The organism is Micromonospora sp. TSRI0369 (assembly GCF_001905625.1).
GTDB lineage: Bacteria > Actinomycetota > Actinomycetes > Mycobacteriales > Micromonosporaceae > Micromonospora > Micromonospora echinospora_A.
In genome coordinates this window covers 129,768-149,855 of record NZ_LIVU01000009.1, presented here as the reverse complement: position 1 = coordinate 149,855, position 20,088 = coordinate 129,768, and the positions used below count along the sequence as shown (strand labels likewise).

15 protein-coding genes are annotated in these 20,088 nt (G+C 73.3%); 10 read left to right on the top strand and 5 right to left on the bottom strand.

From position 1 onward, the window contains the following. Position 1: 1 nt before the first annotated feature. Positions 2–1,057 (bottom strand): AAA family ATPase, encoded by a 1,056-nt coding sequence (locus AMK25_RS26035; protein WP_073831017.1) that lies wholly within the window; start codon positions 1,055–1,057, stop codon positions 2–4. A gap of 394 nt (positions 1,058–1,451) precedes the next feature. Here AMK25_RS26035 and leuS point away from each other — a divergent pair, with 394 nt between their 5' ends. Further along, on the top strand, positions 1,452–4,292 hold the full coding sequence (gene leuS, locus AMK25_RS26030) for a leucine--tRNA ligase (protein WP_073831016.1): 2,841 nt from the start codon (positions 1,452–1,454) through the stop codon (positions 4,290–4,292). A gap of 25 nt (positions 4,293–4,317) precedes the next feature. Here the strand turns inward: leuS and AMK25_RS26025 are convergent, their stop codons facing one another. The 4 genes from AMK25_RS26025 to AMK25_RS26010 all read right to left on the bottom strand — a co-directional run bounded on the left by AMK25_RS26025 (position 4,318) and on the right by AMK25_RS26010 (position 8,269). Beyond that, positions 4,318–5,532 carry a hypothetical protein gene (locus AMK25_RS26025; protein WP_073831015.1) on the bottom strand — a complete coding sequence of 405 codons (1,215 nt, stop codon included), beginning with the start codon at positions 5,530–5,532 and terminating at the stop codon, positions 4,318–4,320. A 61-nt stretch (positions 5,533–5,593) separates the two neighbouring features. Then, complete coding sequence (locus AMK25_RS26020) at positions 5,594–6,280, bottom strand: TVP38/TMEM64 family protein (RefSeq protein ID WP_443189927.1); 687 nt, start codon at positions 6,278–6,280, stop codon at positions 5,594–5,596. A 29-nt stretch (positions 6,281–6,309) separates the two neighbouring features. Continuing rightward, positions 6,310–7,032 (bottom strand): type 1 glutamine amidotransferase, encoded by a 723-nt coding sequence (locus AMK25_RS26015; RefSeq protein ID WP_073831013.1) that lies wholly within the window; start codon positions 7,030–7,032, stop codon positions 6,310–6,312. After that, positions 7,022–8,269, bottom strand: a complete 1,248-nt coding sequence (locus tag AMK25_RS26010; protein WP_073831046.1) for a MurT ligase domain-containing protein — start codon at positions 8,267–8,269, stop codon at positions 7,022–7,024. Before AMK25_RS26010 ends, AMK25_RS26015 begins: the two co-directional genes overlap by 11 nt. A 355-nt stretch (positions 8,270–8,624) precedes the next feature. On the opposite strand from AMK25_RS26010, the gene mraZ reads away from it, so the two are divergent. The 9 genes from mraZ (at position 8,625) to murG (ending at position 20,072) form a co-directional block, all read left to right on the top strand. Next, complete coding sequence (gene mraZ, locus AMK25_RS26005; protein WP_073831045.1) at positions 8,625–9,056, top strand: division/cell wall cluster transcriptional repressor MraZ; 432 nt, start codon at positions 8,625–8,627, stop codon at positions 9,054–9,056. Positions 9,057–9,260: 204 nt separating this feature from the next. After that, positions 9,261–10,370, top strand: coding sequence for a 16S rRNA (cytosine(1402)-N(4))-methyltransferase RsmH (gene rsmH / locus AMK25_RS26000; RefSeq protein WP_073831044.1), 1,110 nt, complete (start codon positions 9,261–9,263; stop codon positions 10,368–10,370). After that, positions 10,367–10,948, top strand: a complete 582-nt coding sequence (locus AMK25_RS25995; RefSeq protein WP_073831012.1) for a hypothetical protein — start codon at positions 10,367–10,369, stop codon at positions 10,946–10,948. Before rsmH ends, AMK25_RS25995 begins: the two co-directional genes overlap by 4 nt. A 3-nt stretch (positions 10,949–10,951) precedes the next feature. Further along, positions 10,952–13,165, top strand: a complete 2,214-nt coding sequence (locus AMK25_RS25990) for a peptidoglycan D,D-transpeptidase FtsI family protein (RefSeq protein WP_073831011.1) — start codon at positions 10,952–10,954, stop codon at positions 13,163–13,165. Between the two features lie 52 nt (positions 13,166–13,217). Continuing rightward, positions 13,218–14,780 (top strand): UDP-N-acetylmuramoyl-L-alanyl-D-glutamate--2,6-diaminopimelate ligase, encoded by a 1,563-nt coding sequence (locus AMK25_RS25985; protein WP_198937683.1) that lies wholly within the window; start codon positions 13,218–13,220, stop codon positions 14,778–14,780. Further along, on the top strand, positions 14,777–16,186 hold the full coding sequence (locus tag AMK25_RS25980) for a UDP-N-acetylmuramoyl-tripeptide--D-alanyl-D-alanine ligase (protein WP_073831009.1): 1,410 nt from the start codon (positions 14,777–14,779) through the stop codon (positions 16,184–16,186). The genes AMK25_RS25985 and AMK25_RS25980 overlap by 4 nt, the downstream gene beginning before the upstream one ends. Then, complete coding sequence (mraY, locus tag AMK25_RS25975) at positions 16,183–17,310, top strand: phospho-N-acetylmuramoyl-pentapeptide-transferase (RefSeq protein ID WP_073831008.1); 1,128 nt, start codon at positions 16,183–16,185, stop codon at positions 17,308–17,310. The genes AMK25_RS25980 and mraY overlap by 4 nt, the downstream gene beginning before the upstream one ends. Before the next feature lie 240 nt (positions 17,311–17,550). Continuing rightward, positions 17,551–18,966, top strand: a complete 1,416-nt coding sequence (locus AMK25_RS25970) for an FtsW/RodA/SpoVE family cell cycle protein (RefSeq protein ID WP_192900303.1) — start codon at positions 17,551–17,553, stop codon at positions 18,964–18,966. Continuing rightward, positions 18,966–20,072 carry an undecaprenyldiphospho-muramoylpentapeptide beta-N-acetylglucosaminyltransferase gene (gene murG, locus AMK25_RS25965; protein WP_073831006.1) on the top strand — a complete coding sequence of 369 codons (1,107 nt, stop codon included), beginning with the start codon at positions 18,966–18,968 and terminating at the stop codon, positions 20,070–20,072. Before AMK25_RS25970 ends, murG begins: the two co-directional genes overlap by 1 nt. Positions 20,073–20,088: the final 16 nt, after the last annotated feature.

The window sequence follows — 20,088 nt, the reverse complement described above, 5'->3', positions numbered from 1 at the left end:
GTCACGGCCTCCGCGGCTCGTACGGCCCGCGGCCGTTGTTGCCGCTGCCGGGGCGGGTGTCGTACGGCGAGCGCTGCCGGTCGTGCGGGAGCGGCAGGCGGTGCACCAGCTCGGCGACGATCGCGTCGGTGGTGCGCCGGGCCAGTTGGGCGTCGGCGGTCGGGATGATCCGGTGCGCCAGCACCGGCACCGCGAGGACCTGGAGGTCGTCCGGCAGCACGTAGTCGCGACCCTCCAGGGCGGCCACCGCGCGGGCGGTGCGCAGCAGCTGGAGCGTGGCCCGCGGGGACGCACCCAGACGCAGGTCCGGCGCCTCCCGGGTGGCGGTGACCAGGTCGATCGCGTACTGCTTGACCGCGTCGGCGACGTGCACCTGCCGGACGTGGCCGATCAGCCGGCGGACGGTGGCCGCGTCGGAGACCGGGCGCAGCGCCGACAGCGGGTCGGTGGCCCCGTGCCCGTCGAGCATGGCCAGCTCCGCCCGCGGGTCGGGGTAGCCCATCGCGATGCGGGCGGTGAAGCGGTCCCGCTGCGCCTCGGGCAGCGGGTACGTCCCCTCCATCTCGATGGGGTTCTGCGTCGCGATCACCATGAACGGCGTCTGCAGCTGGTAGGTGACGCCGTCGACGGTGACCTGCCGCTCCTCCATGCACTCCAGCAGCGCCGACTGGGTCTTCGGCGAGGCCCGGTTGATCTCGTCGCCGACCACCAGGTTGGCGAAGACCGCGCCGGGGCGGAACTCGAAGTCGTGCGTCTCCTGGTTGTAGACGCTGACGCCGGTGACGTCGCTGGGAAGCAGATCGGGGGTGAACTGGATCCGCCGGACCGAGCAGTCGATGGAACGCGCCATCGCCTTGGCGAGCTTGGTCTTGCCGACGCCGGGCACGTCCTCGATGAGCAGATGGCCCTCGGCCAGCAGCACCGCCAGGGCGAGCCGGACGGTGGCGGTCTTGCCCTCGATGACCTGCTCGATGTTGGCCACGATGGCCTCGCTGGCGGCACGGAACTCGTCGTGCGGCAGCAGACCGCCCACCTCGTCCCAGGTCTGTTGTGTCACGGGCCTCCTCCTCGTCGCATGGACGGCAGCTCTGTATAGAGCACCTGGACCCGCCGTTGGGTTCGCGACGCCGAGCCTCGTCTGCCGCATTAATCTCACTGGCCTCTCAGGCTAACCATGTTTGTCGTTATCGCCGACTCCCGCAGGTGGTCGGTCGGTTACGCCCGGAATATTCGCCGGACCGGGGGATCGGCCGCCGACCCGGAACGGGCGCGCCGACCGGCCGGCGGGCGAGGTACACTGCCGTGCATGGCCGGGTTCTTCCTGCTTCTTACCGAGCCGTGTTGATGCGCTGAAGCGCGACAGCACGGCCGCCCCTCCTGCGCGAGGGGCTTTTTTGTGCCCGCAGCAGACCTCCCATATTTTTCGAATTGATCCGCGCCGAGGAGACGCCATGAGTGAGGCAGCCGCACCGGCGACCGACATTCCCCCGTTCCGGTACACCGCCGCCCTGGCCGACGAGATCGAACACCGCTGGCAGGACACCTGGGAGCGGGACGGCACCTTCCACGCGCCGAACCCGGTCGGCCCGCTGGCCGACCCGGGTCATCCGCGGGCGGGCGCCGAGAAGATGTACGTGCTGGACATGTTCCCGTACCCGTCCGGTGCCGGCCTGCACGTCGGTCACCCGCTGGGCTACATCGGCACCGACTGCTACGCCCGTTACCAGCGGATGGCCGGGCGCAACGTGCTGCACGCGATGGGCTTCGACGCGTTCGGCCTGCCCGCCGAGCAGTACGCGGTGCAGACCGGCACCCACCCGCGGACCACCACCGAGGCCAACATCGAGCGGTTCAAGGCGCAGCTGCGCCGGCTGGGGCTGGCCCACGACGAGCGGCGCTCGGTGGCGACCATCGACACCGACTTCTACCGCTGGACGCAGTGGATCTTCCTGCAGATCTTCAACTCCTGGTACGACGCGGACGCCAAGAAGGCCCGGCCGATCGCCGAGCTGATCGCCGAGTTCGAGGGCGGCACCCGCGCCACCCCGGACGGGCGTCCGTGGGCCGAGCTGACCGTGGGGGAGCGGCGGCGCATCGTCGACGACCACCGCCTGGCGTACGTCTCGGAGGCGCCGGTGAACTGGTGCCCGGGACTGGGCACCGTGGTGGCCAACGAGGAGGTCACCGCCGACGGCCGGTCCGAGCGCGGCAACTTCCCGGTCTTCAAGCGCAACCTGAAGCAGTGGATGATGCGGATCACCGCGTACGGCGACCGGCTGCTGGAGGATCTGGACACGCTGGACTGGCCAGAGCCGATCAAGCTGCAGCAGCGCAACTGGATCGGCCGGTCGACCGGCGCGCACATCGACTTCCCGACCGACGCCGCCCCGGTGCGGGTGTTCACGACCCGGCCGGACACCGTCTTCGGCGCCACCTACATGGTGCTGGCGCCCGAGCACGAACTGGTCGACGTGCTGACGCCGGCCGCCTGGCCGGAGGGGACGAAGGACGCCTGGACCGGCGGACACGCCGGCCCGCGTGAGGCCGTCGAGGCGTACCGGAAGGCCGCCGCGGCCAAGACGGACGTGGAGCGGCAGGCGGACAGCAAGGAGAAGACCGGCGTCTTCGTCGGCGCCTACGCGACCAACCCGGTGACCGGCGGGCAGATCCCGATCTTCATCGCCGACTACGTGCTGGCCGGGTACGGCACCGGCGCGATCATGGCGGTGCCCGCCCAGGACGAGCGGGACTGGGACTTCGCCGAGGTCTTCGAGCTGCCGATCGTGCGGACCGTGCAGCCGCCGGAGGGCTTCGACGGCAAGGCGTACACCGGTGACGGCCCGGCGATCAACAGCGCCGCGCCGGAGCGCGGCATCGACCTGGACGGCCTGGGTGTGGCCGACGCCAAGGCCCGGATCATCGAGTGGCTGGAGGCGAACGGGCACGGCGCCGGCGCGGTCACCTGGCGGCTGCGCGACTGGCTGTTCTCCCGGCAGCGCTACTGGGGTGAGCCGTTCCCGATCGTCTACGACGAGTCCGGCGCGCCGATCGCGCTGCCCGAGTCGATGCTGCCGGTCGAGCTGCCCGAGGTGGAGGACTTCTCGCCGAAGACGTTCGACCCGGAGGACGCCGACAGCACCCCGGAGACCCCGCTGTCGCGGCGGCGCGACTGGGTGGAGGTGGAGCTGGACCTGGGCGACGGGCCGAAGCGCTACACCCGCGAGACCAACGTGATGCCGCAGTGGGCCGGCTCCTGCTGGTACGAGCTGCGCTACCTGGACCCGACCGACTCGCAGCGCTTCGCCGACCCGGAGAACGAGGCGTACTGGATGGGCCCGCGCCGCGACGGCGACTGCGGTGGCACCGACCTGTACGTCGGCGGCGCCGAGCACGCCGTGCTGCACCTGCTGTACGCGCGCTTCTGGCACAAGGTGCTGTACGACCTGGGCCACGTCTCGTCGTTCGAGCCGTTCCGCCGCCTGTTCAACCAGGGCATGATCCAGGCGTACGCGTTCGTCGACCCGCGCGGCGCCTACGTGCCCGCCGAGGAGGTCGTCGAGGTCGACGGCCGCTGGTTCCACGGCGAGACCGAGGTCCGGCGCGAGTACGGCAAGATGGGCAAGTCGCTGAAGAACGTCGTCACCCCGGACGACATGTGCGCGGCGTACGGCGCGGACACGTTCCGGGTGTACGAGATGTCGATGGGCCCGCTGGAGGTGTCCCGCCCGTGGGAGACCCGGGCCGTGGTCGGCTCGTACCGGTTCCTGCAGCGGGTCTGGCGCACCGTTGTCGACGAGCAGACCGGCCAGCTGCGGGTCACCGACGAGCCGGCCGACGAGGCGACCCGGCGGCTGCTGCACAAGGCGATCGACGGGGTCCGCGCCGACATGGACGGGATCCGCTTCAACACCGCCATCGCCAAGCTGATCGAGCTGACCAACGGCCTGACCCGGCTGGCGCAGACCCCGCGTGAGGTGGCCGAGCCGCTGGTGCTGATGGTCGCCCCGTTCGCCCCGCACATGGCCGAGGAACTGTGGCGCAAGCTGGGCCACGAGGAATCGCTGACGTACGCGGACTTCCCGGTCGCCGACCCGGCTCTGCTGGTGGCCGAGTCGGTCACGTACCCGGTGCAGGTCAACGGCAAGGTCCGGGGCCGGGTCGAGGTGCCGGCCGACGCGACCGAGGAGACCGTCCGCGCGGCGGCGCTGGAAGCGGTGGCCGGCGCGCTGGCCGGCAAGGAGCCGCGCAAGGTGATCGTGGTGAAGGGCCGCATGGTCTCGGTCGTCGCCTGACCGGTGCCGGCATGCCCGTGGTACGTCACGGGCATGCCGGCAGCGGCGGAAGCCGGTCCAGGAGCAGCAGTGAGTACGCGCGCCGTTCCGCCGGGACGGAGCTGTCGTCCGAATCCATCAGCAGCGCCGGGCCCGAGACCGCCGCCCCGGCGTGGTCCGCTGTGAGCCGGGCGTACGAGCCGGTCCGCAGGTCGGCCACGTACCAGCCCAGGTTGTACCGGAAGACCATCAGGTCGCCGACGACAGCGGGTCTGGCGACCCGGCTCACGGCGCCGCCGGCCGGGGGCACGGCATCCGGCGGGACAGTGGGCCCGCCGGACGCCGGTACCGGGGTGGACAGCGCCGCCGACAGGACCCGGACGGGTCCGTTCCAGCCCGACCGCCAGACGTTCACCTCACCGTCGCCCGGGGAGATCCAGGCCATGGTACGGCCGTCGGTCGTCATGTCCGGCGCTTCGACCCGGCCGAGGAAGGCTCCGTGCTGGGAAACCAGGTTCCCGCTCGGACGGAAGGTGTTCAGACGGCGCTTCGACCAGTCGTGCCAGAGCAGGTCGGCGCCGCGGAACCCGACGGCGCTCACCCGGCCGATGGCCACCCGGTGGGCCGTTCCGGCCGCCAGGTCGTGCAGGGCCAGCTCGGTCCGGTACTGGTCGACGACCCGGGTCACGGCGAGCTTCCCGTCGTGCAGATGGAACGGGCGGGCACCCTGCACGGTGCCGGTGACCTGCCGCGGCTCACCCCCCGTCTGCGCGTCCCAGGCGAAGACCTCGGCGCCACCACCCCCGTGCGGCGCGGCCCGGCGAATGTCGGTGCGCGCGTAGACCAGCCAACGCCCGTCGAAGTCCGCGAGCAGCGGGAAGGTGAACAGGTCCGGCATGGTGGCCACGATCAGTCGGTCGCCGTTGCGCTCCTGCTTGACCAGCACCTTCGGGAGACCGTCGCGTTCCACAGTGGCGAACACGGAGCGGCCGTCCGGCGCCGGGGTGAGCCCGACCCACCGTTCCCCGGGCTCCCGCGGCAGACGACCGTCCCGGACCGCGTCCTGCCAGCTCTGTGGCACGGCGACCGGGCAGAAGTCGCTACGCGGCGCGGCAGTCACCTGCGTCGAGGGCAGGTGCTCGGTCCCCGAGGGGAGCGCCACGTTGTCCGGGACGCACGCGGCGAGCAGCGACGCCGTGAGAACCGGAGCGAGGACGGTCGCGGTCCGGGAGCGGGTCCCGGCGTGGGACGAGAGCCTCATGCCCGCGAATGGTAGGCAGCGCCGGCAACGCGCGGCGCCCGGCCGCTCTCCCGCCCGAGGGTCAACCAGCCGGGCCGGCAGCGCGTCGCCGTTCCGCCCGCCACCACCGGTGGACGAGCAGCACGCTGGCGATCAGGCCGAGGCTGGCCGGCGCGGCGGCGTACCAGTTGATCGACCCGGGACTGGTCGCGGCGGCACCGATCGCCGCGTAGCCGATGGCGGTGGGAGCGGAGGCGATCACACTGCCGGCCAGGAACGGCATCACCCGGGCGGCGGTGGTGCCGTAGCCGTAGCTGACCAGCCCGAACCCGGCGATCGGCAGCAGCCGTACGGTGATCACGCCGACGACGCTCTGCCGGGCGAACCAGCCGTCGAGGCGGGCCAGCCGGCCGCGTACCCGCTCGGCGACGAAGTCGCGCCCGAGCACCCGGCCCACTGTGAAGCCGATGGCCGCCGCGAGCAGCGCCGCGCCCAGCGCGTACGCGGCGCCCTGCACCGGGCCGAAGATCGCGCCCGCGGCCAGCGTGACGAACGTGCGCGGCACCAGCGCCACCAGCAGCAGCGCGCCGCCGAGAACCGCCGCGGGCGGGCCGTAGCCGCCGAGCGAGTCGGCGAGCCGGGGCAGGTCGGCCGGATCCGGCCGGGGCACCAGCAGCAGCGTCACGCCGAACCCGGTGAGCAGCAGCAGAAGCAGCCCGAACCGGCGCGCCGAGGGCTGCCGCAGCAACCCGGCGAGCCGGCGGGCCACCGGTCGCCGCCCCGGCCGGGCGGCGTCGGTCACGGCCTCGGGGCGGCGGCCACCGCGGTGCGGCGCTCGGAGCGGAGCCGGTCGGCCCAGGTGTCGTCGAGCGGGGGAAGCTGGTGGATGCCGGTCGCCCAGCGCAGCAGCAGATCCGCCAGGTCGGGGTTGCGCGCCAGCGCCGGGCCGTGCGAATAGGTGCCGAGCAGCTTGCCCCGCCACGCGCCCTCGGTGGCGCCGTCGTTGCCGACGCCCGCGGTGACCCGGGCCAGCGGGGACACGCCCGGCCCGAGGTGGGTACGGCCGCCGTGGTTCTCGAACCCGGACAGGTGCGGGATGCCCAGCCGTGGGTCGACCTCGCCGGCCAGCTCGCCGACGGCCCGGGTGGGGCCGCGGTCGGAGGAGAGGTCGAGCAGCTCCAGGCCGGCGCACCGGGTGCCCTTGGCGAAGAAGGAGGTGCCGAGCAGCTGGTAGCCGGCGCAGACGCCGAAGACCACCGAGCCCTGGGCCACCGCCCGGTGCAGGCCGCCGTCGGCGAGCAGGCGCTGGGCGCCGAGCGCCTGCGGGCCGTCCTCGCCGCCGCCGATCAGGTAGATGTCGGCGGTGGCGGGCAGCCGCTGGTCGGAGCGGACCTCCAGCACCTCGACCGGCATGCCGCGCAGCTGGGCCCGGCGGGCCAGGATCAGCGCGTTGCCCCGGTCGCCGTAGGTGGACAGCAGGTCGGGATAGATCCAGACGATGCGCAGGCTCTCAGTTGACACGGTCAAGCTCCGCTCGGATGTCCTGGAAGGCGGTGTAGTTGGCGATGACCTCCAGCCGGCCCGGCGGCACCGCGCGGACCGCCTCGTCGAAGCTGCGGACGTGCTGGAACGGCACGCCGTTGACCTCCAGCCGCACCGCCAGGTCGTACGCCCGGTCGCCGGTGATCAGCACCTGCCGGCCGGTCAGCGGGGAGAAGTCCACGTCGAACAGCCAGGACGTGTCCAGCCCGTCGGGGTCGCGGGCGTTGATGGACAGCAGTGTCGGCGCGATGTCGGCCATGTCGAACGCCTCCAGCCAGCTCGCCGGGTTCTTCGCCAGCAGCAGCCGGATGTTGCGCCCGTCGCGATCCACCTGGGCGTAGCGGCCGGCCACCGAGGTGACGCTGCCGAGCCTGGAGACCGCGTCCACCGGGCGTACGCCGAACTCGGCGGCGACGGCCAGGGCGGTGGCCGCGTTGCCGAGGTTGACCTTGCCGGGAAGCTGGAGCTGGATCTTGTGCCAGGCGCCGGTGGGGTCGAGCACGCCGTCGTCCTCGACCGTCCAGTTCGGCTCGGGGCGGCGCAGCGGGCAGCCGGTGCACCACCACTGCTCACCGGAGCGCTGGATGGTGGAGCCGCACTCGGGGCAGACCCAGGAGTCGTCGTGCCAGCGCTGCCCGGCGCTGAACCAGGTGACGTGCGGCGGCACGTGACCCTGGGCCGGGTCGGCCGGCGGGCAGGCGGCCCACACCACCATCGGGTCGTCGGCGTTGGCGACCACCCGTACCCGCGGGTGCCGGACCAGGGCGGCGCGCCAGAGCTGCGCCATCATGGCGACCTCCTTGGCCCGGTCGAGCTGGTCGCGGGAGAGGTTGAGCAGCGCCACCACGTGCGGCTCGGTCGCCTCCAGCACCTGGGCGAGGTAGTGCTCGTCCACCTCCAGCACCGCGTACGGGGTGCTGCCGGCCTTTGCGAGCGCCGAGGTGTGGCCGGTGGGCATGTTCGCGCCGAAGGAGTTGGTGGCGACCCGGCCCAGCACGCCGACCGCGGCGGTGGTGAGCCGGGTGGTGGTGGTCTTGCCGTTGGTGCCGGACACCAGGGCGATGGCGCGCCCGGCCGAGAGGTGGGCGAGCAGGTCCGGGTCGATCTTGAGGCCGATCCAGCCGCCGATCACCGAACCGTCGCCACGGCCCGCGGCCCGCGACAGCGCCGCGGCGGTGCGCGACACGGAGCTGGCCACCTTTGCCCGCAAGGGCATCTTCGCGTCCGTCACGCGAGCGAGGTTACCGGACCGCCACCCTCACCAGATCGCCGCCGACCGCGAACCGTTCGGCCGGGGACGGCCCGGCGGACGGCCGGAGCGCGCTGGGCCGGACGGCGTCGGTCGATGTCGGGTAGCGGACGGTGCCGGGCGCTCCCCACCCCCTCCACTCCGCCCCACCCGCGTTGACGTGCTGTTTTGCGCGCGGAAACGCCACGCCGCGCGGGCGATTCTGGTTGCAGGTGGAGGGAAGTGGAGTAGAGTGGGGCGCGATGGTGAGGCCGGGAGGGCCACACCGGCCCGGGGGGTCAGCGGCGCCGCGAACGCCGCTCAGGGCGAGGGGGTTGGGCCGATGTTCCTCGGCACCCACACTCCGCGCCTGGACGACAAAGGCCGGTTGATCCTGCCGGCGAAGTTCCGGGACGAACTGGCGGGGGGTGTCGTGATCACCAAAGGGCAGGAGCGCTGCCTCTACGTCTTCCCGATGCCCGAGTTCCAGCGGATCGCCGACCAGTTGCGCGCGCAGCCGATGACGAGCAAGGCGGCCCGGGCCTACAGCCGGGTCTTCTTCGCCAGCGCGCACGACGAGGTGCCGGACAAGCAGGGGCGGGTCACCATTCCCGGCCACCTGCGGTCGTACGCGGCACTGGACCGGGATCTGGTCGTGATCGGGGCGAGCACCCGGGTGGAGATCTGGGACAGGGCGGCCTGGGAGGCCTACCTCGCGGAGAGCGAAGACGACTTCGCCGACATCGAGGAGGGGGTGCTGCCCGGCGGTCTGTAGGGCGTGACGGCGCCCGACGTACTGCGAGATCTCCAGCCGCTTTCGAGTTCCTGGCACCCCTTCCCCGGTGCCAGGCGCACGATCCGACACGGAGGGCCGCGGCCTCCGGCGGGCGGGAGCGGATGGGGATCTGGCGGTATGGCGAGGCGTCGTGGCGACGACGGACACGTGACGGAACGGTTGACGAACGGGGTGGGGGTCGAGATGGGGGAGCTACGCGGCACGCACGTGCCGGTGCTGCTCGAGCGGTGTCTCGAGCTGCTGGCCCCCGCACTGGGCCGGCCCGGTCGCACCGTCCACGTCGACGCCACGCTCGGCTTGGCCGGGCACGCCGAGGCGGTGCTCACGGCACATCCGGACACGGTGCTGATCGGCCTGGACCGGGACACCGAGGCGCTCGCCCACGCGCGGGTCCGCCTGGCCCGGTTCGCCGACCGGATCCACCTGGAGCACGCCGTCTACGACGAGCTGCCCGAGGTGCTCGACCGGCTCGGTTACCCGGCCGTCGACGGGGTGCTGTTCGACCTCGGCGTCTCGTCCCTGCAACTCGACGCGCCCGACCGCGGGTTCGCGTACGCGCAGGACGCGCCGCTGGACATGCGGATGGACCAGACCCGGGGGGTGACCGCCGAGGAGGTGGTCAACACCTACTCCCACCCGGACCTGGCCCGCCTGCTGCGGGTGTACGGCGAGGAGAAGTTCGCCGGGAAGATCGCCTCGGCGATCATCCGGGAACGGGAGCGGGCCCGGATCACGTCGTCGGCCCGGCTGGCCGAGCTGGTCCGGGACAGCATTCCGGCGCCGGCCCGACGAACCGGTGGACACCCGGCAAAGAGAACGTTTCAGGCTTTGAGGATCGAGGTAAACAGAGAGCTGGCAGCGCTGGAGACAGCGCTGCCGGCCGCTCTGGACAAGCTCACAGTGGGCGGCCGCATGGTGGTCCTGTCCTACCACTCGCTGGAGGACCGGCTCACCAAGCACGCGCTCGCCGACCGGGTCCGCAGTAAGGGCCCGGTCGACCTCCCGGTCGAACTGCCCGGGTCGGGCCCGACGTTCCGGCTGTTGAGCCGGGGCGCCGAGCTGCCCGGGGAGGCGGAGGTCGCCGCGAACCCGCGCGCCGCCTCGGTGCGGCTGCGGGCAGCGGAACGGCTCGACCCGGAGGCGGCCCAGCAGGGGCGTACCGACCGCGAACGGTACCGCCGCCGGGCGAAGGCGATGCACCAACCGGGGACGGGGTCACCGGGGTCCGTGACGGACCCCGCGTCGGCTCCGGGGGACGGGATCGGGACGGACGAGGAGGGGGAGGGGACATGAACGTCGAGAAGCGCGACGGCCGGGGAGCCGTCGGGCAGCGCGCACCGCGGTCGGGGGGCCGGACCGCGGCGCAGCGCACCACGGGGGACACGACTTCGACCGACCGCCGGGAGGCCACTCGCGCCCGGGGGGCGCGCGAGTTCCCGACGCAGGGCAGCGCCGCCCTGCGGCCGGCCGAGCGGACCCGGGTCACCGGTACGCCGGCGCCGCGCCTGCGGGTCGCTCCGCCGGCGCCGATCCGGGTGCCCCGGGCGCCCTTCGTCGCACTGATCCTGGTGCTCGTGGTCGGTGGGGTGCTGGGCATCCTGACCGTCAACACCAAGATCAACGAGAACGCCTTCAAGCTGGAGAAGCTCCAGCAGCAGCAGGCCAAGCTCGACGTGGACGAGCAGGAGCTCAAGAAGGAGATCGCCGAGCAGAAGGCGCCGGGCAACCTGACCGCCAACGCCCGCAAGCTGGGCCTGGTCGAGTCCGAGGACCCGGCCTACATCCGGCTGCCGGACGGGCAGACCATCGGGGTGCCGCACCCCGCCCAGGGCGCCCCGTCGGTCACCAGTCAGCAGGGCAACGGAGGCTGAGCGGTGCCGCCGAGATCGGAGGATCCGCGCCGGGACGCCACGGGCTCCCGGCGCGGATCGTCGCGGGGGTCGGAGCCGCGCGAGCCGGGTCTCGGCGGGATCTCCGACGCCCGGGCGTACACGCCACGGGGGCGGACCGTGCGCGAGGGCGGCGGCGCCGAGCAACGGCGTACCCCCCGCAGCACCCGGTCCGGCGACCCGTTCCGGCCCGCGCTGCAGGTGCTCGACGGCGGCCGGACCGGGCGCGGCGGCCAGCGCGATACCGCGGGTGACGGCGGCCGGACCGGTCGCCGGGCCACCGCGGCGGGCGGCCGTGCGGGCGTGGTGCGGACCGTCTCGCCCCGCCCGGTGCGGGAGCCGTTCGACGACGAGGAGGACGCGCCGCCGCCGCGCCGCCGGTCCCAGCCGCGCCGTCCCGCCGCCCAGCCGCGCCGCCCGGTCCGCAAGCCGCGCCGGCCGCCTCGGCTGGGCGACCCGCGCCGGCGGCTGCGCCTCGGCACGCTGCTGGCGCTGACGTTGTTCGCCAGCATCGGCGTGCGGCTGGTCTACCTCCAGACCGTCGACACCCCGGCGTACGCCGACGGCGGCCTGCCCAACCGGCTCGCCGTGGTCGAGCTGCCGGCCCCGCGCGGGGCGATCCTCGACCGCAACGGCGAGCCGCTGGCGCACAGCGTGGAGGCCCGGTACGTCTTCGCCGACCCGACCCGGGTCAAGGACCGGTTCGCCACCGCGCGGGCGCTGTCCCCGCTGCTCGGCGTGCCCGCCTCGGACCTGGCCGAGAAGATGCGCGAGCGCACCCTGCCCGGCACCGACACCCCGTTGCAGTTCGTCTACCTGGCCCGGGGCGTCGAGATCGGCACCGCCAAGCAGATCATGGCGCTCGACCTGGCCGGCATCAACACGCACCGGGACGAGCGGCGCGAGGTGCCCGGCGGCGACCTGGCCGCCAACCTGATCGGCTTCGTCAGCCAGGACATGAACGGCCTGGAAGGGCTGGAGGCCAAGTACGACGACGTGCTGCGCGGGCAGGCCGGCAAACGGACCTACGAGGTGGGCCAGGGCGACCTGGCCGCGCCCATCCCGGGCGGCTACAGCCGGACCACCCAGCCGAAGCCGGGCAGCTCGCTGCAGCTCACAGTCGACCGGGACCTGCAGTTCATGACGCAGCGGATCCTGGCCAAGCAGACGGCGGCGGTGAAAGGCAGCGTCGGCGCGGCGGTGATCATCGAGATCCCCAGCGGCGAGGTGCTGGCCCAGGCCAGCCAGCCGACGTACGACGCGGCCAACCCCACCAAGGTCGCCTCACCGTCGGACCGGGACGACGCGGCCACCACGTTCGTCGTCGACCCGGGCTCGATCCACAAGGCCATCACCTTCGGCGCGGCGCTCCAAGAAGGCGTGATCACCCCGGACACCGCGTTCCCGGTCGCCAACACCGTCGAACGGGGCGGGGTCACCTTCCGCGACACCCACCCGGTCGACGGCCGCACCCTGAGCATCCCCGGCATGCTCGCCTTCTCGTCGAACGTCGGCACCATCGAGATCGGCGAGAGGCTGGGCAAGGAACGGCTGTTCGACTACCAGAAGCGGTTCGGGCTGGGCCAGGCGACAGGTGAGGGCATGCCGGGTGAGGCACCCGGCCGGCTGCTCCCGCCCGACCAGTGGAGCGGCTCGGCGTACGGGTCGGTGCCGATCGGGCACAGCGTGGACGCCACGCCGCTGCAGATGGCCGCCGCGTACGCCGCCATCGCCAACAACGGCACGTACGTGCAGCCGCACCTGGTCAAGGAGACCGTCGGCGCGGACGGCGATCGCAGCCCCGCCGCGAAGCCGACCACCCGGTCCGTGCTCAGCCCGGCCAACGCGGCCGCGCTGCGCCGGATGATGGAGGCGGTCACCACCGTCGACGGCCCGGAGGGGCAGGCCACCGGGCTGGCCGCCGCCGTGCCCGGCTACCGGGTGGCCGGAAAGACCGGCACCGGGCTGCGCTACGACAACGGCAAGCAGCAGCCCGGCGAGGTCGGCTCGTTCATCGGCATGGCCCCGGCGGAGAACCCGCGGTACGTGGTGGCGGTCTTCGTGTGGAGCCCCGGCGGCGGTGGCGGCGCGGTCGCCGCGCCCGCGTTCCGGGAGATGATGGGCTTCACTCTCCGCCACTACCGGGTGCCGCCGTCGCTGACCAACAAGTCCCCGAAGTTCGAGGTCTTTCCGCGCTGAGCCGGGACGGCGGGACATCATCGGTGAGTGGCGACGAACCACCGGGGCGGCTGTGCGGTCGGAACCGGACGACCGGGTAGGGTCTGACGCCGTGCCCGGCAATCCACGTCCCGCCACCGTGCTTCCCGTACGGCTCGGCGATCTCGCCGCCCGCGTGGCGGTGACCCCGCCGGAGGGGGCCGCCGAGGTGGCTGTCACCGGCGTGACCCACGCCAGCCAGGAAGTCCGCCCCGGCGACCTGTACGCGGCCCTGCCCGGCGCCCGGCGCCACGGCGCGGAGTTCGCCGCCGCCGCCGCCGAGGCGGGCGCGGTGGCGCTGCTCACCGACCCGGCCGGCGTGGCGCTGGCCGCCGGCACGGACCTGCCCGTGCTCGTCGTCGACGACCCGCGCGAGGCGCTCGGCGAGGTGGCCGCGACGGTCTACGGCGACCCGACCGCCGGCCTGACCGTGATCGGCGTGACCGGCACCGCCGGCAAGACGTCCACCAGCTACCTGGTCGAGTCCGGGCTGCGCGCCGCCGGGCGTGTCACCGGCCTGATCGGCACCGTGGAGACCCGCCTCGGCGACCTGGTGATCGACAGCGTCCGGACCACCCCGGAGGCCACCGACCTGCACGCCATGCTCGCGGTGGCCCGCGAGCACGGGGTGGACACCGTGGTCATGGAGGTGTCCAGCCACGCCCTCGCCATGGGCCGGGTCGGCGGGGTCCGGTTCGACGTCGGCGGCTACACCAACTTCGGCTCCGACCACCTGGACTTCCACGCCGACGAGGCCGACTACTTCGCGGCCAAGGCCCGGCTCTTCGACGGCCGCTGCCGCGTCGAGGTGCTCAACCACGACGACCCGGCGCTGCGCCCGCTGTACAAGCCGGGCACCGTCACCTACTCGGCGGCCGGCGACCCGGCCGCGACCTGGTGGGCCGACCGGGTCGACGGCGAGGGGTACGCGCAGCGCTTCACGCTGCACGGGCCGGACGGGCTCACGCTGCCCACCGGCGTGGCGCTGCCCGGCCGGCACAACGTGGCGAACGCGCTGCTGGCGGTCGCCCTCCTGGTCGCCGTCGGGGTGGACGCGCAGACCGCGGCGCGCGGCGTGGCCGCCTGCGGCGGCGTGCCCGGCCGGCTGGAACTGGTCAGCGGCGACGCCCCGGTACGCGGGGTGGTCGACTACGCGCACAAGGCCAACGCGATCGAGGCGGTGCTGACCGCGCTGCGCGACCTGACCGGCGGCCGGCTGATCTGCGTGCTGGGCGCCGGCGGCGACCGGGACCGGGGCAAGCGGCCGGTGATGGGCGGCGTGGCCGCGCGCGGCGCCGACGTGGTGCTGGTGACCGACGACAACCCGCGGACCGAGGACCCGGCCGCGATCCGGGCCGAGGTGCTGGCCGGCGCGTACGCCGCCGCGACCCCGGCCCGCGTCATCGAGGTGCCCGGGCGGCGGGCGGCGATCGAGGAGGCGGTCCGGGTGGCCGAACCGGGTGACGTGGTGGCGGTGCTGGGCAAGGGCCAGGAACGCGGCCAGGAGATCGGCGGCGAGGTGCTGCCGTTCGACGACCGGGTGGAGTTGGCGGCGGCGCTGCGCGCCCGCTTCGGCGACCCGGTGGGTCAGCGGTGATCCCGCTGACGCTGGCCGAGGTGGCCGCCGCTGTCGACGGCCGGCTGGCCGGCGCCGACCCGGACGCCCGGGTCACCGGCACTGTCGAGTTCGACTCCCGCAAGGTGAGCCAGGGCGGGCTGTTCGTCGCCTTCCCCGGCGAGCGGGTCGACGGCCACGACTACGCGGCCGGGGCGATCGACTCGGGCGCGGTCGCCGTGCTCGGCACCCGGGAGGTGCCGGGCGTGCCGATGGTGCTCGTCGGCGACGCGCTCGACGCGATGGGCCGGCTGGCCCGCGCGGTGGTGGACCGCCTGCCGGGGCTGTTGGTGATCGGGCTGACCGGCTCTTCCGGCAAGACCACCACCAAGGACCTGATCGCCCAGCTCGCGGTCCGGCTCGGCCCGACGGTGGCCCCGCCCGGCTCGTTCAACAACGAGCTGGGGCACCCGTACACGGCGTTGCAGGCCACCCCGGAGACCCGCTACCTGGTGATGGAGAAGGGCGCCCGCGGGGTGGGGCACGTCCGGTACCTGTGCGAGGTGGTGCCGCCCCGGATCTCGGTGGTGCTCAACGTCGGCGTGGCGCACCTGGGCGAGTTCGGCTCGGTGGAGACCATCGCGCTGGCCAAGGGCGAACTGGTCGAGGCGCTGCCCGCGGACGGGCTGGCGGTGCTCAACGCCGACGACCCGCGGGTGGACGCGATGTCGGCGCGTACGCAGGCGCGAGTGGTGCGCTACGGCGAGTCGGAGCGCGCCGACGTGCGCGCCGTGGACGTGACGCTCGACGGCCGGGGCCGGCCGTCGTACACCCTTGTCACCCCGGAGGGGAGCGCGCCGGTGCGGCTCGGGCTGACCGGCCGGCACCAGGTCTCCAACTCGCTCGCCGCGGCGGCGGTCGGCCGCGAGCTGGGCCTCGCGCTGCCCGACCTGGCGGCGGCGCTGAACGAGCTGGGCCTGGTCTCCACCCGGCGGATGGACGTCTTCGAGCGTCCCGACGGGGTGACCGTGATCGACGACTCGTACAACGCGAACCCGGCCTCCACCGGCGTGGCGCTGCGGGCGTTGGCCAGCATGCGCGGCGAGGGGCGTACGGTCGCGGTGCTCGGCTACATGGCCGAGCTGGGCGACTTCGAACTTCAGGGGCATCAGCAGGTCGGCCGGCTCGCGGCCGAGCTGGGAGTGGACCGGCTGCTCGTGGTGGGCGAGCCGGCGGCGCCGATCCACGAGGGCGCGACAGCGGTAGGCAATTGGGGAGGAGAGTCGGTGCTGCTCAGCGATCAGGCGGCGGCCGTCGAGGTGCTGCGGAGCGAGCTGCGTCCGGGAGACGTGGTGCTGGTTAAGGGCTCCCGGTACCGGACCTGGGAGGTGGCCGACGCGCTGCGCGCGGACGCCCGCGAGGGTGCGACGGAGGGCGGCGCCGCATGAGGGCGGTCATCGTCGCCATCGGGGTCGCGTTCCTGATCTCGCTGTTCGGCACCCCGATCGCGATCAAGGTGTTCGCCCGGCTGAAGGCCGGCCAGCCGATCCGGTCGAACCTCGGGCTCGCCAGCAACGAGGGCAAGAAGGGCACGCCGACGATGGGCGGCGTGGTCTTCATCCTGGCCACGGTCATCGCGTACGTCGCCGGGCACCTGGCCCTGACCACGCTGCCGGACGCGCAGATCGCCCAGGTCGAGCCGACCATCACGGCGCTGGTGCTGCTGGGGCTGATGGTGTTCTCCGGCGCGGTCGGCTTCATCGACGACTTCCTGAAGGTGCGCAAGCGGCACAGCGGCGGCCTCAACAAGCGGGGCAAGCTGGCCGGGCAGATCCTGGTCGGCGCGGTCTTCGGCGCGGTGGCGGTCTACTTCCCGTCGAGCATGACCGACGCCGGCGGGAACGCGACGAACACCGAGACGGTGGCCAGCACCACGCTGAGCTTCATCCGGGACATCCCGGCGCTGGAGATCGGCAAGATCGGCTCGGTGATCGTCATCATCATGGTGGTCATGGCGGCCACCAACGGCGTCAACCTCACCGACGGCCTGGACGGCCTGGCCACCGGCGCCTCGGTGATGGTGCTCGCGGCGTACGCGCTGATCGCGTTCTGGCAGTACCGGCACTGGTGCGCCGACCCGAACTACACCGAGGCGTACTGCTACACCGTGCGCGATCCGCTGGAGATCGCGCTGATCGCCGGCGCGGCCGCGGGCGCCTGCGTGGGCTTCCTCTGGTGGAACACGTCCCCGGCGCGGATCTTCATGGGTGACACCGGCGCGCTCGGGCTGGGCGGCCTGATCGCCGGCATGGCGATGTCCACCCGCACGATCCTGCTGCTGCCGATCCTGGGCGGCCTGTTTGTGATCATCACGATGTCGGTGGTCATCCAGATCATCTCGTTCCGTACCACCGGCAAGCGCGTGTTCCGGATGTCGCCGCTGCAGCACCACTTCGAGCTGGCCGGCTGGAGCGAGGTCAACATCGTCGTCCGGTTCTGGATCATCGCCGGCATCGGCGTGGCCATCGCGCTGGGCCTGTTCTACAGCGAGTTCCTCGCCGCGGTGAGCTGACGCCCCCGGGTGTAAGGAAGGGCCCCTTATTAACAGACGTCTGTTAATAAGGGGCCCTTCCTTCAGATCCGACACGCCGACCGGGCGGTTGCGCCACGGGCGGGCGGGCCGAGCGGCAATGATGGGCCTGTGGGGGAGGGACGAGACAACCAGGTGACCACCGACCCGCCGGCCCGCCGTGCGCCGGCGGCCACGCCCCCGGCCGAACCGCCGGCCGCGCGCTGGGACGCGGCCGGTGGCCTGGCCGCGCTGCGCGGTCTGCTGGCCCGGCCGCTGGCCTCGTACTACCTGCTGCTGTCCAGCGCCGGCCTGCTGCTGCTGATCGGCCTCACGATGGTCTTCTCCGCGACCAGCGTGCGGGACTACGTCATGGACGGCGCCGCGACGGCGTCGCTGACCAAGCAGACCGTCTTCGCGGTGATCGGCATCGGCGCGTTCTGGGCCTGCCAGCGGCTGCCCGCGCGCACGTTCCGGGCGGTCAGCCGCCCGGCGCTGGGTGTGGCGGTGGCGCTGCTGCTGCTGCTCAACCTGCTGGTGGCGCTGAACTCGCTGTTCGGGGTGGCGTCGATCGGGCCGTTGAAGGCGCACCTGCTCTGGCTCTACCTCGGCCCGATCTCCGTGCAGCCGGTCGAGGTGGCGAAGTTCGCGCTGGCGCTGTGGGGCGCGCACGTGCTCGCCCGCAAGGGCGCGGCGCTCGGCTGGTGGAAGGAGCTGGCCACACCGCTGTTCCCGGTGGTCGGCCTGCTGTTCGTGCTGGTCGGCTACAACGACCTGGGCAGCATGCTCTGCCTGCTCGCGCTCGTGGTCGGCATGCTCTGGGCGGCGGGCGTACGGACCCGGGTCTTCGCCGCGCTCACCGGGATCGGCCTGGCCGGCGTCGGCCTGCTGGTGGCCGCGGCCTCGCTCGGCGCCGGCTCCGGCTCCCGGGGCGCCGACAACTACCGCCTCGGCCGCCTCACCATGTGGCTCGACCCGCCGTCCCCGCGTACCTGCTTCGAGCAGGAGCTGGACTACTGCTACCAGCTCGTGCAGGCCCGCTACGCGATCGGCAACGGCGGCTGGTTCGGCGTCGGCCTGGGCCAGAGCAGCTTCAAGTACGGCTGGCTGCCCGAGGCGCACAACGACTTCATCTTCGCCATCATCGCCGAGGAGCTGGGGGTGGTCGGCTGCACCGTGATCCTGGTGCTGTTCGCCGTGCTCGCGTACACCGGGATGCGCATCGCCCGCCGGGTCGAGGACCCGTTCCGCCGGCTCGCCGCCGCCGGCGTGACCGCCTGGCTGGTCGGCCAGGCCGTCATCAACATCGGTGGCGTGACCGGGCTGCTGCCGCTGACCGGCGTACCGCTGCCGTTCATCTCCGACGGCGGCAGCGCCCTCGTGGTGACCCTCGCCGCGATCGGCATGCTCGCCTCCTTCGCCCGCGCCGAGCCGGACGCGGCGCGAGCGCTGCATGCCCGTCCGCCCGCCCGATGGGTCCGACTAGTGTGGGCCCCGTTGCCGCCGCTTCCCGGCCGGCGCCGCCGACCGGCGCCGCCTCCGGCCGACCGAGGGTCCGTGCCCCGGTCCCGGCAGCGGCGGCAGGACGACCAGGCCGCGCCCCGCGGCGCCCGGTCCGACCGGGCGCGCTCCGGCGCGGCGAGCGAGAGGAGACGCTGATGGGTCCGCTGCGTTCGGTGGTGCTCTGCGGAGGGGGTACGGGCGGGCACATCTACCCGCTGCTCGCCTTCGCCGACTGCCTGCGCCGACACGACCCGAGCGTCCGGATCACCTGTCTGGGCACACCGAAGGGGCTGGAGAACGAGCTGATCCCGCCGGCCGGCTACGACCTGCGGCAGATCCCGGCGTACCAGCTTCCCCGGTCGGTGAACATGAGCCTGGTGCGTACCCCGGACCGGATGTGGAAGGCGGCCCGCGCCGCGGGCAAGGTGATCGACGAGGTCCAGGCCGACGCCGTGGTCGGCTTCGGCGGGTACGTCTCGGTGCCCGGTTACCTGGCCGCGTGGCGGCGGGAGCTGCCGATCGTCATCCACGAGGTGAACGTGCCGCCGGGCGTGGCGAACCGGCTCGGGATGAAGTTCACCAAGAACGTCGCGGTGGGCTTCCCGCACCAGCCCGCCCAGGCCGAGGCGCTGCGCGACGCCCGGGTGGTCGGGGTGCCGCTGCGCCGGGGCATCGCCGGGCTGGACCGGGCCGCCCTGCGTGACGCCGCCCGCGCCCACTTCGGACTCCGCCCCGACCTGCCGGTGCTCTTCGTCGCCGGTGGCTCGCAGGGCGCCCGCTCGATCAACCTGGCCGTCTCCGGCGCGGCGAAGGAGCTGGCCCGCAACGGCGTGCAGGTGCTGCACGTCATCGGCGCCCGCAACGAGCCGGTCTCGGTGCCCACCGACCTGCCGGTGCCGTACGTCACCCTGCCCTACCTGTCCGAGATGGAGCTGGGCTACGCCGCGGCCGACCTGATGCTGGCCCGGGGCGGCGCGATGACCTGCGCCGAGGTGGCCGCGATCGGCCTGCCCACCGTCTACGTGCCCTACCCGCACAGCAACCAGGAGCAGAAGCGCAACGCGCTGCCGGTGGTGGAGGCGGGCGGCGGCCTGCTGGTCGACGACGCCGAGATGACCCCGGCCTGGGTGGAGCGGACGGTGATCCCGCTGATCCGGGACCCGCAGCGGCTCTGGGCGATGAGCCACGCCGCAGCCGGCTACGGCCGCCGCGACGGCGACGTGGCGTTGCTGAACTTCGTCTACGAGGCGGTGGCCCGCTGATGTGCGCAACCGCGAC

Bases quoted from the DNA above. Each gene is read 5' to 3' on its own strand.
- AMK25_RS26010 (WP_073831046.1), bottom strand. From the start codon at position 8,269: ATGCCCTTGCGGGCAAAGGTGGCCAGCTCCGTGTCGCGCACCGCCGCG.
- AMK25_RS25995 (WP_073831012.1), top strand. From the start codon at position 10,367: ATGAACGTCGAGAAGCGCGACGGCCGGGGAGCCGTCGGGCAGCGCGCA.
- leuS (WP_073831016.1), top strand. From the start codon at position 1,452: ATGAGTGAGGCAGCCGCACCGGCGACCGACATTCCCCCGTTCCGGTAC.
- mraY (WP_073831008.1), top strand. From the start codon at position 16,183: ATGAGGGCGGTCATCGTCGCCATCGGGGTCGCGTTCCTGATCTCGCTG.
- AMK25_RS26025 (WP_073831015.1), bottom strand. From the start codon at position 5,532: ATGAGGCTCTCGTCCCACGCCGGGACCCGCTCCCGGACCGCGACCGTC.
- mraZ (WP_073831045.1), top strand. From the start codon at position 8,625: ATGTTCCTCGGCACCCACACTCCGCGCCTGGACGACAAAGGCCGGTTG.
- rsmH (WP_073831044.1), top strand. From the start codon at position 9,261: ATGGGGGAGCTACGCGGCACGCACGTGCCGGTGCTGCTCGAGCGGTGT.
- murG (WP_073831006.1), top strand. From the start codon at position 18,966: ATGGGTCCGCTGCGTTCGGTGGTGCTCTGCGGAGGGGGTACGGGCGGG.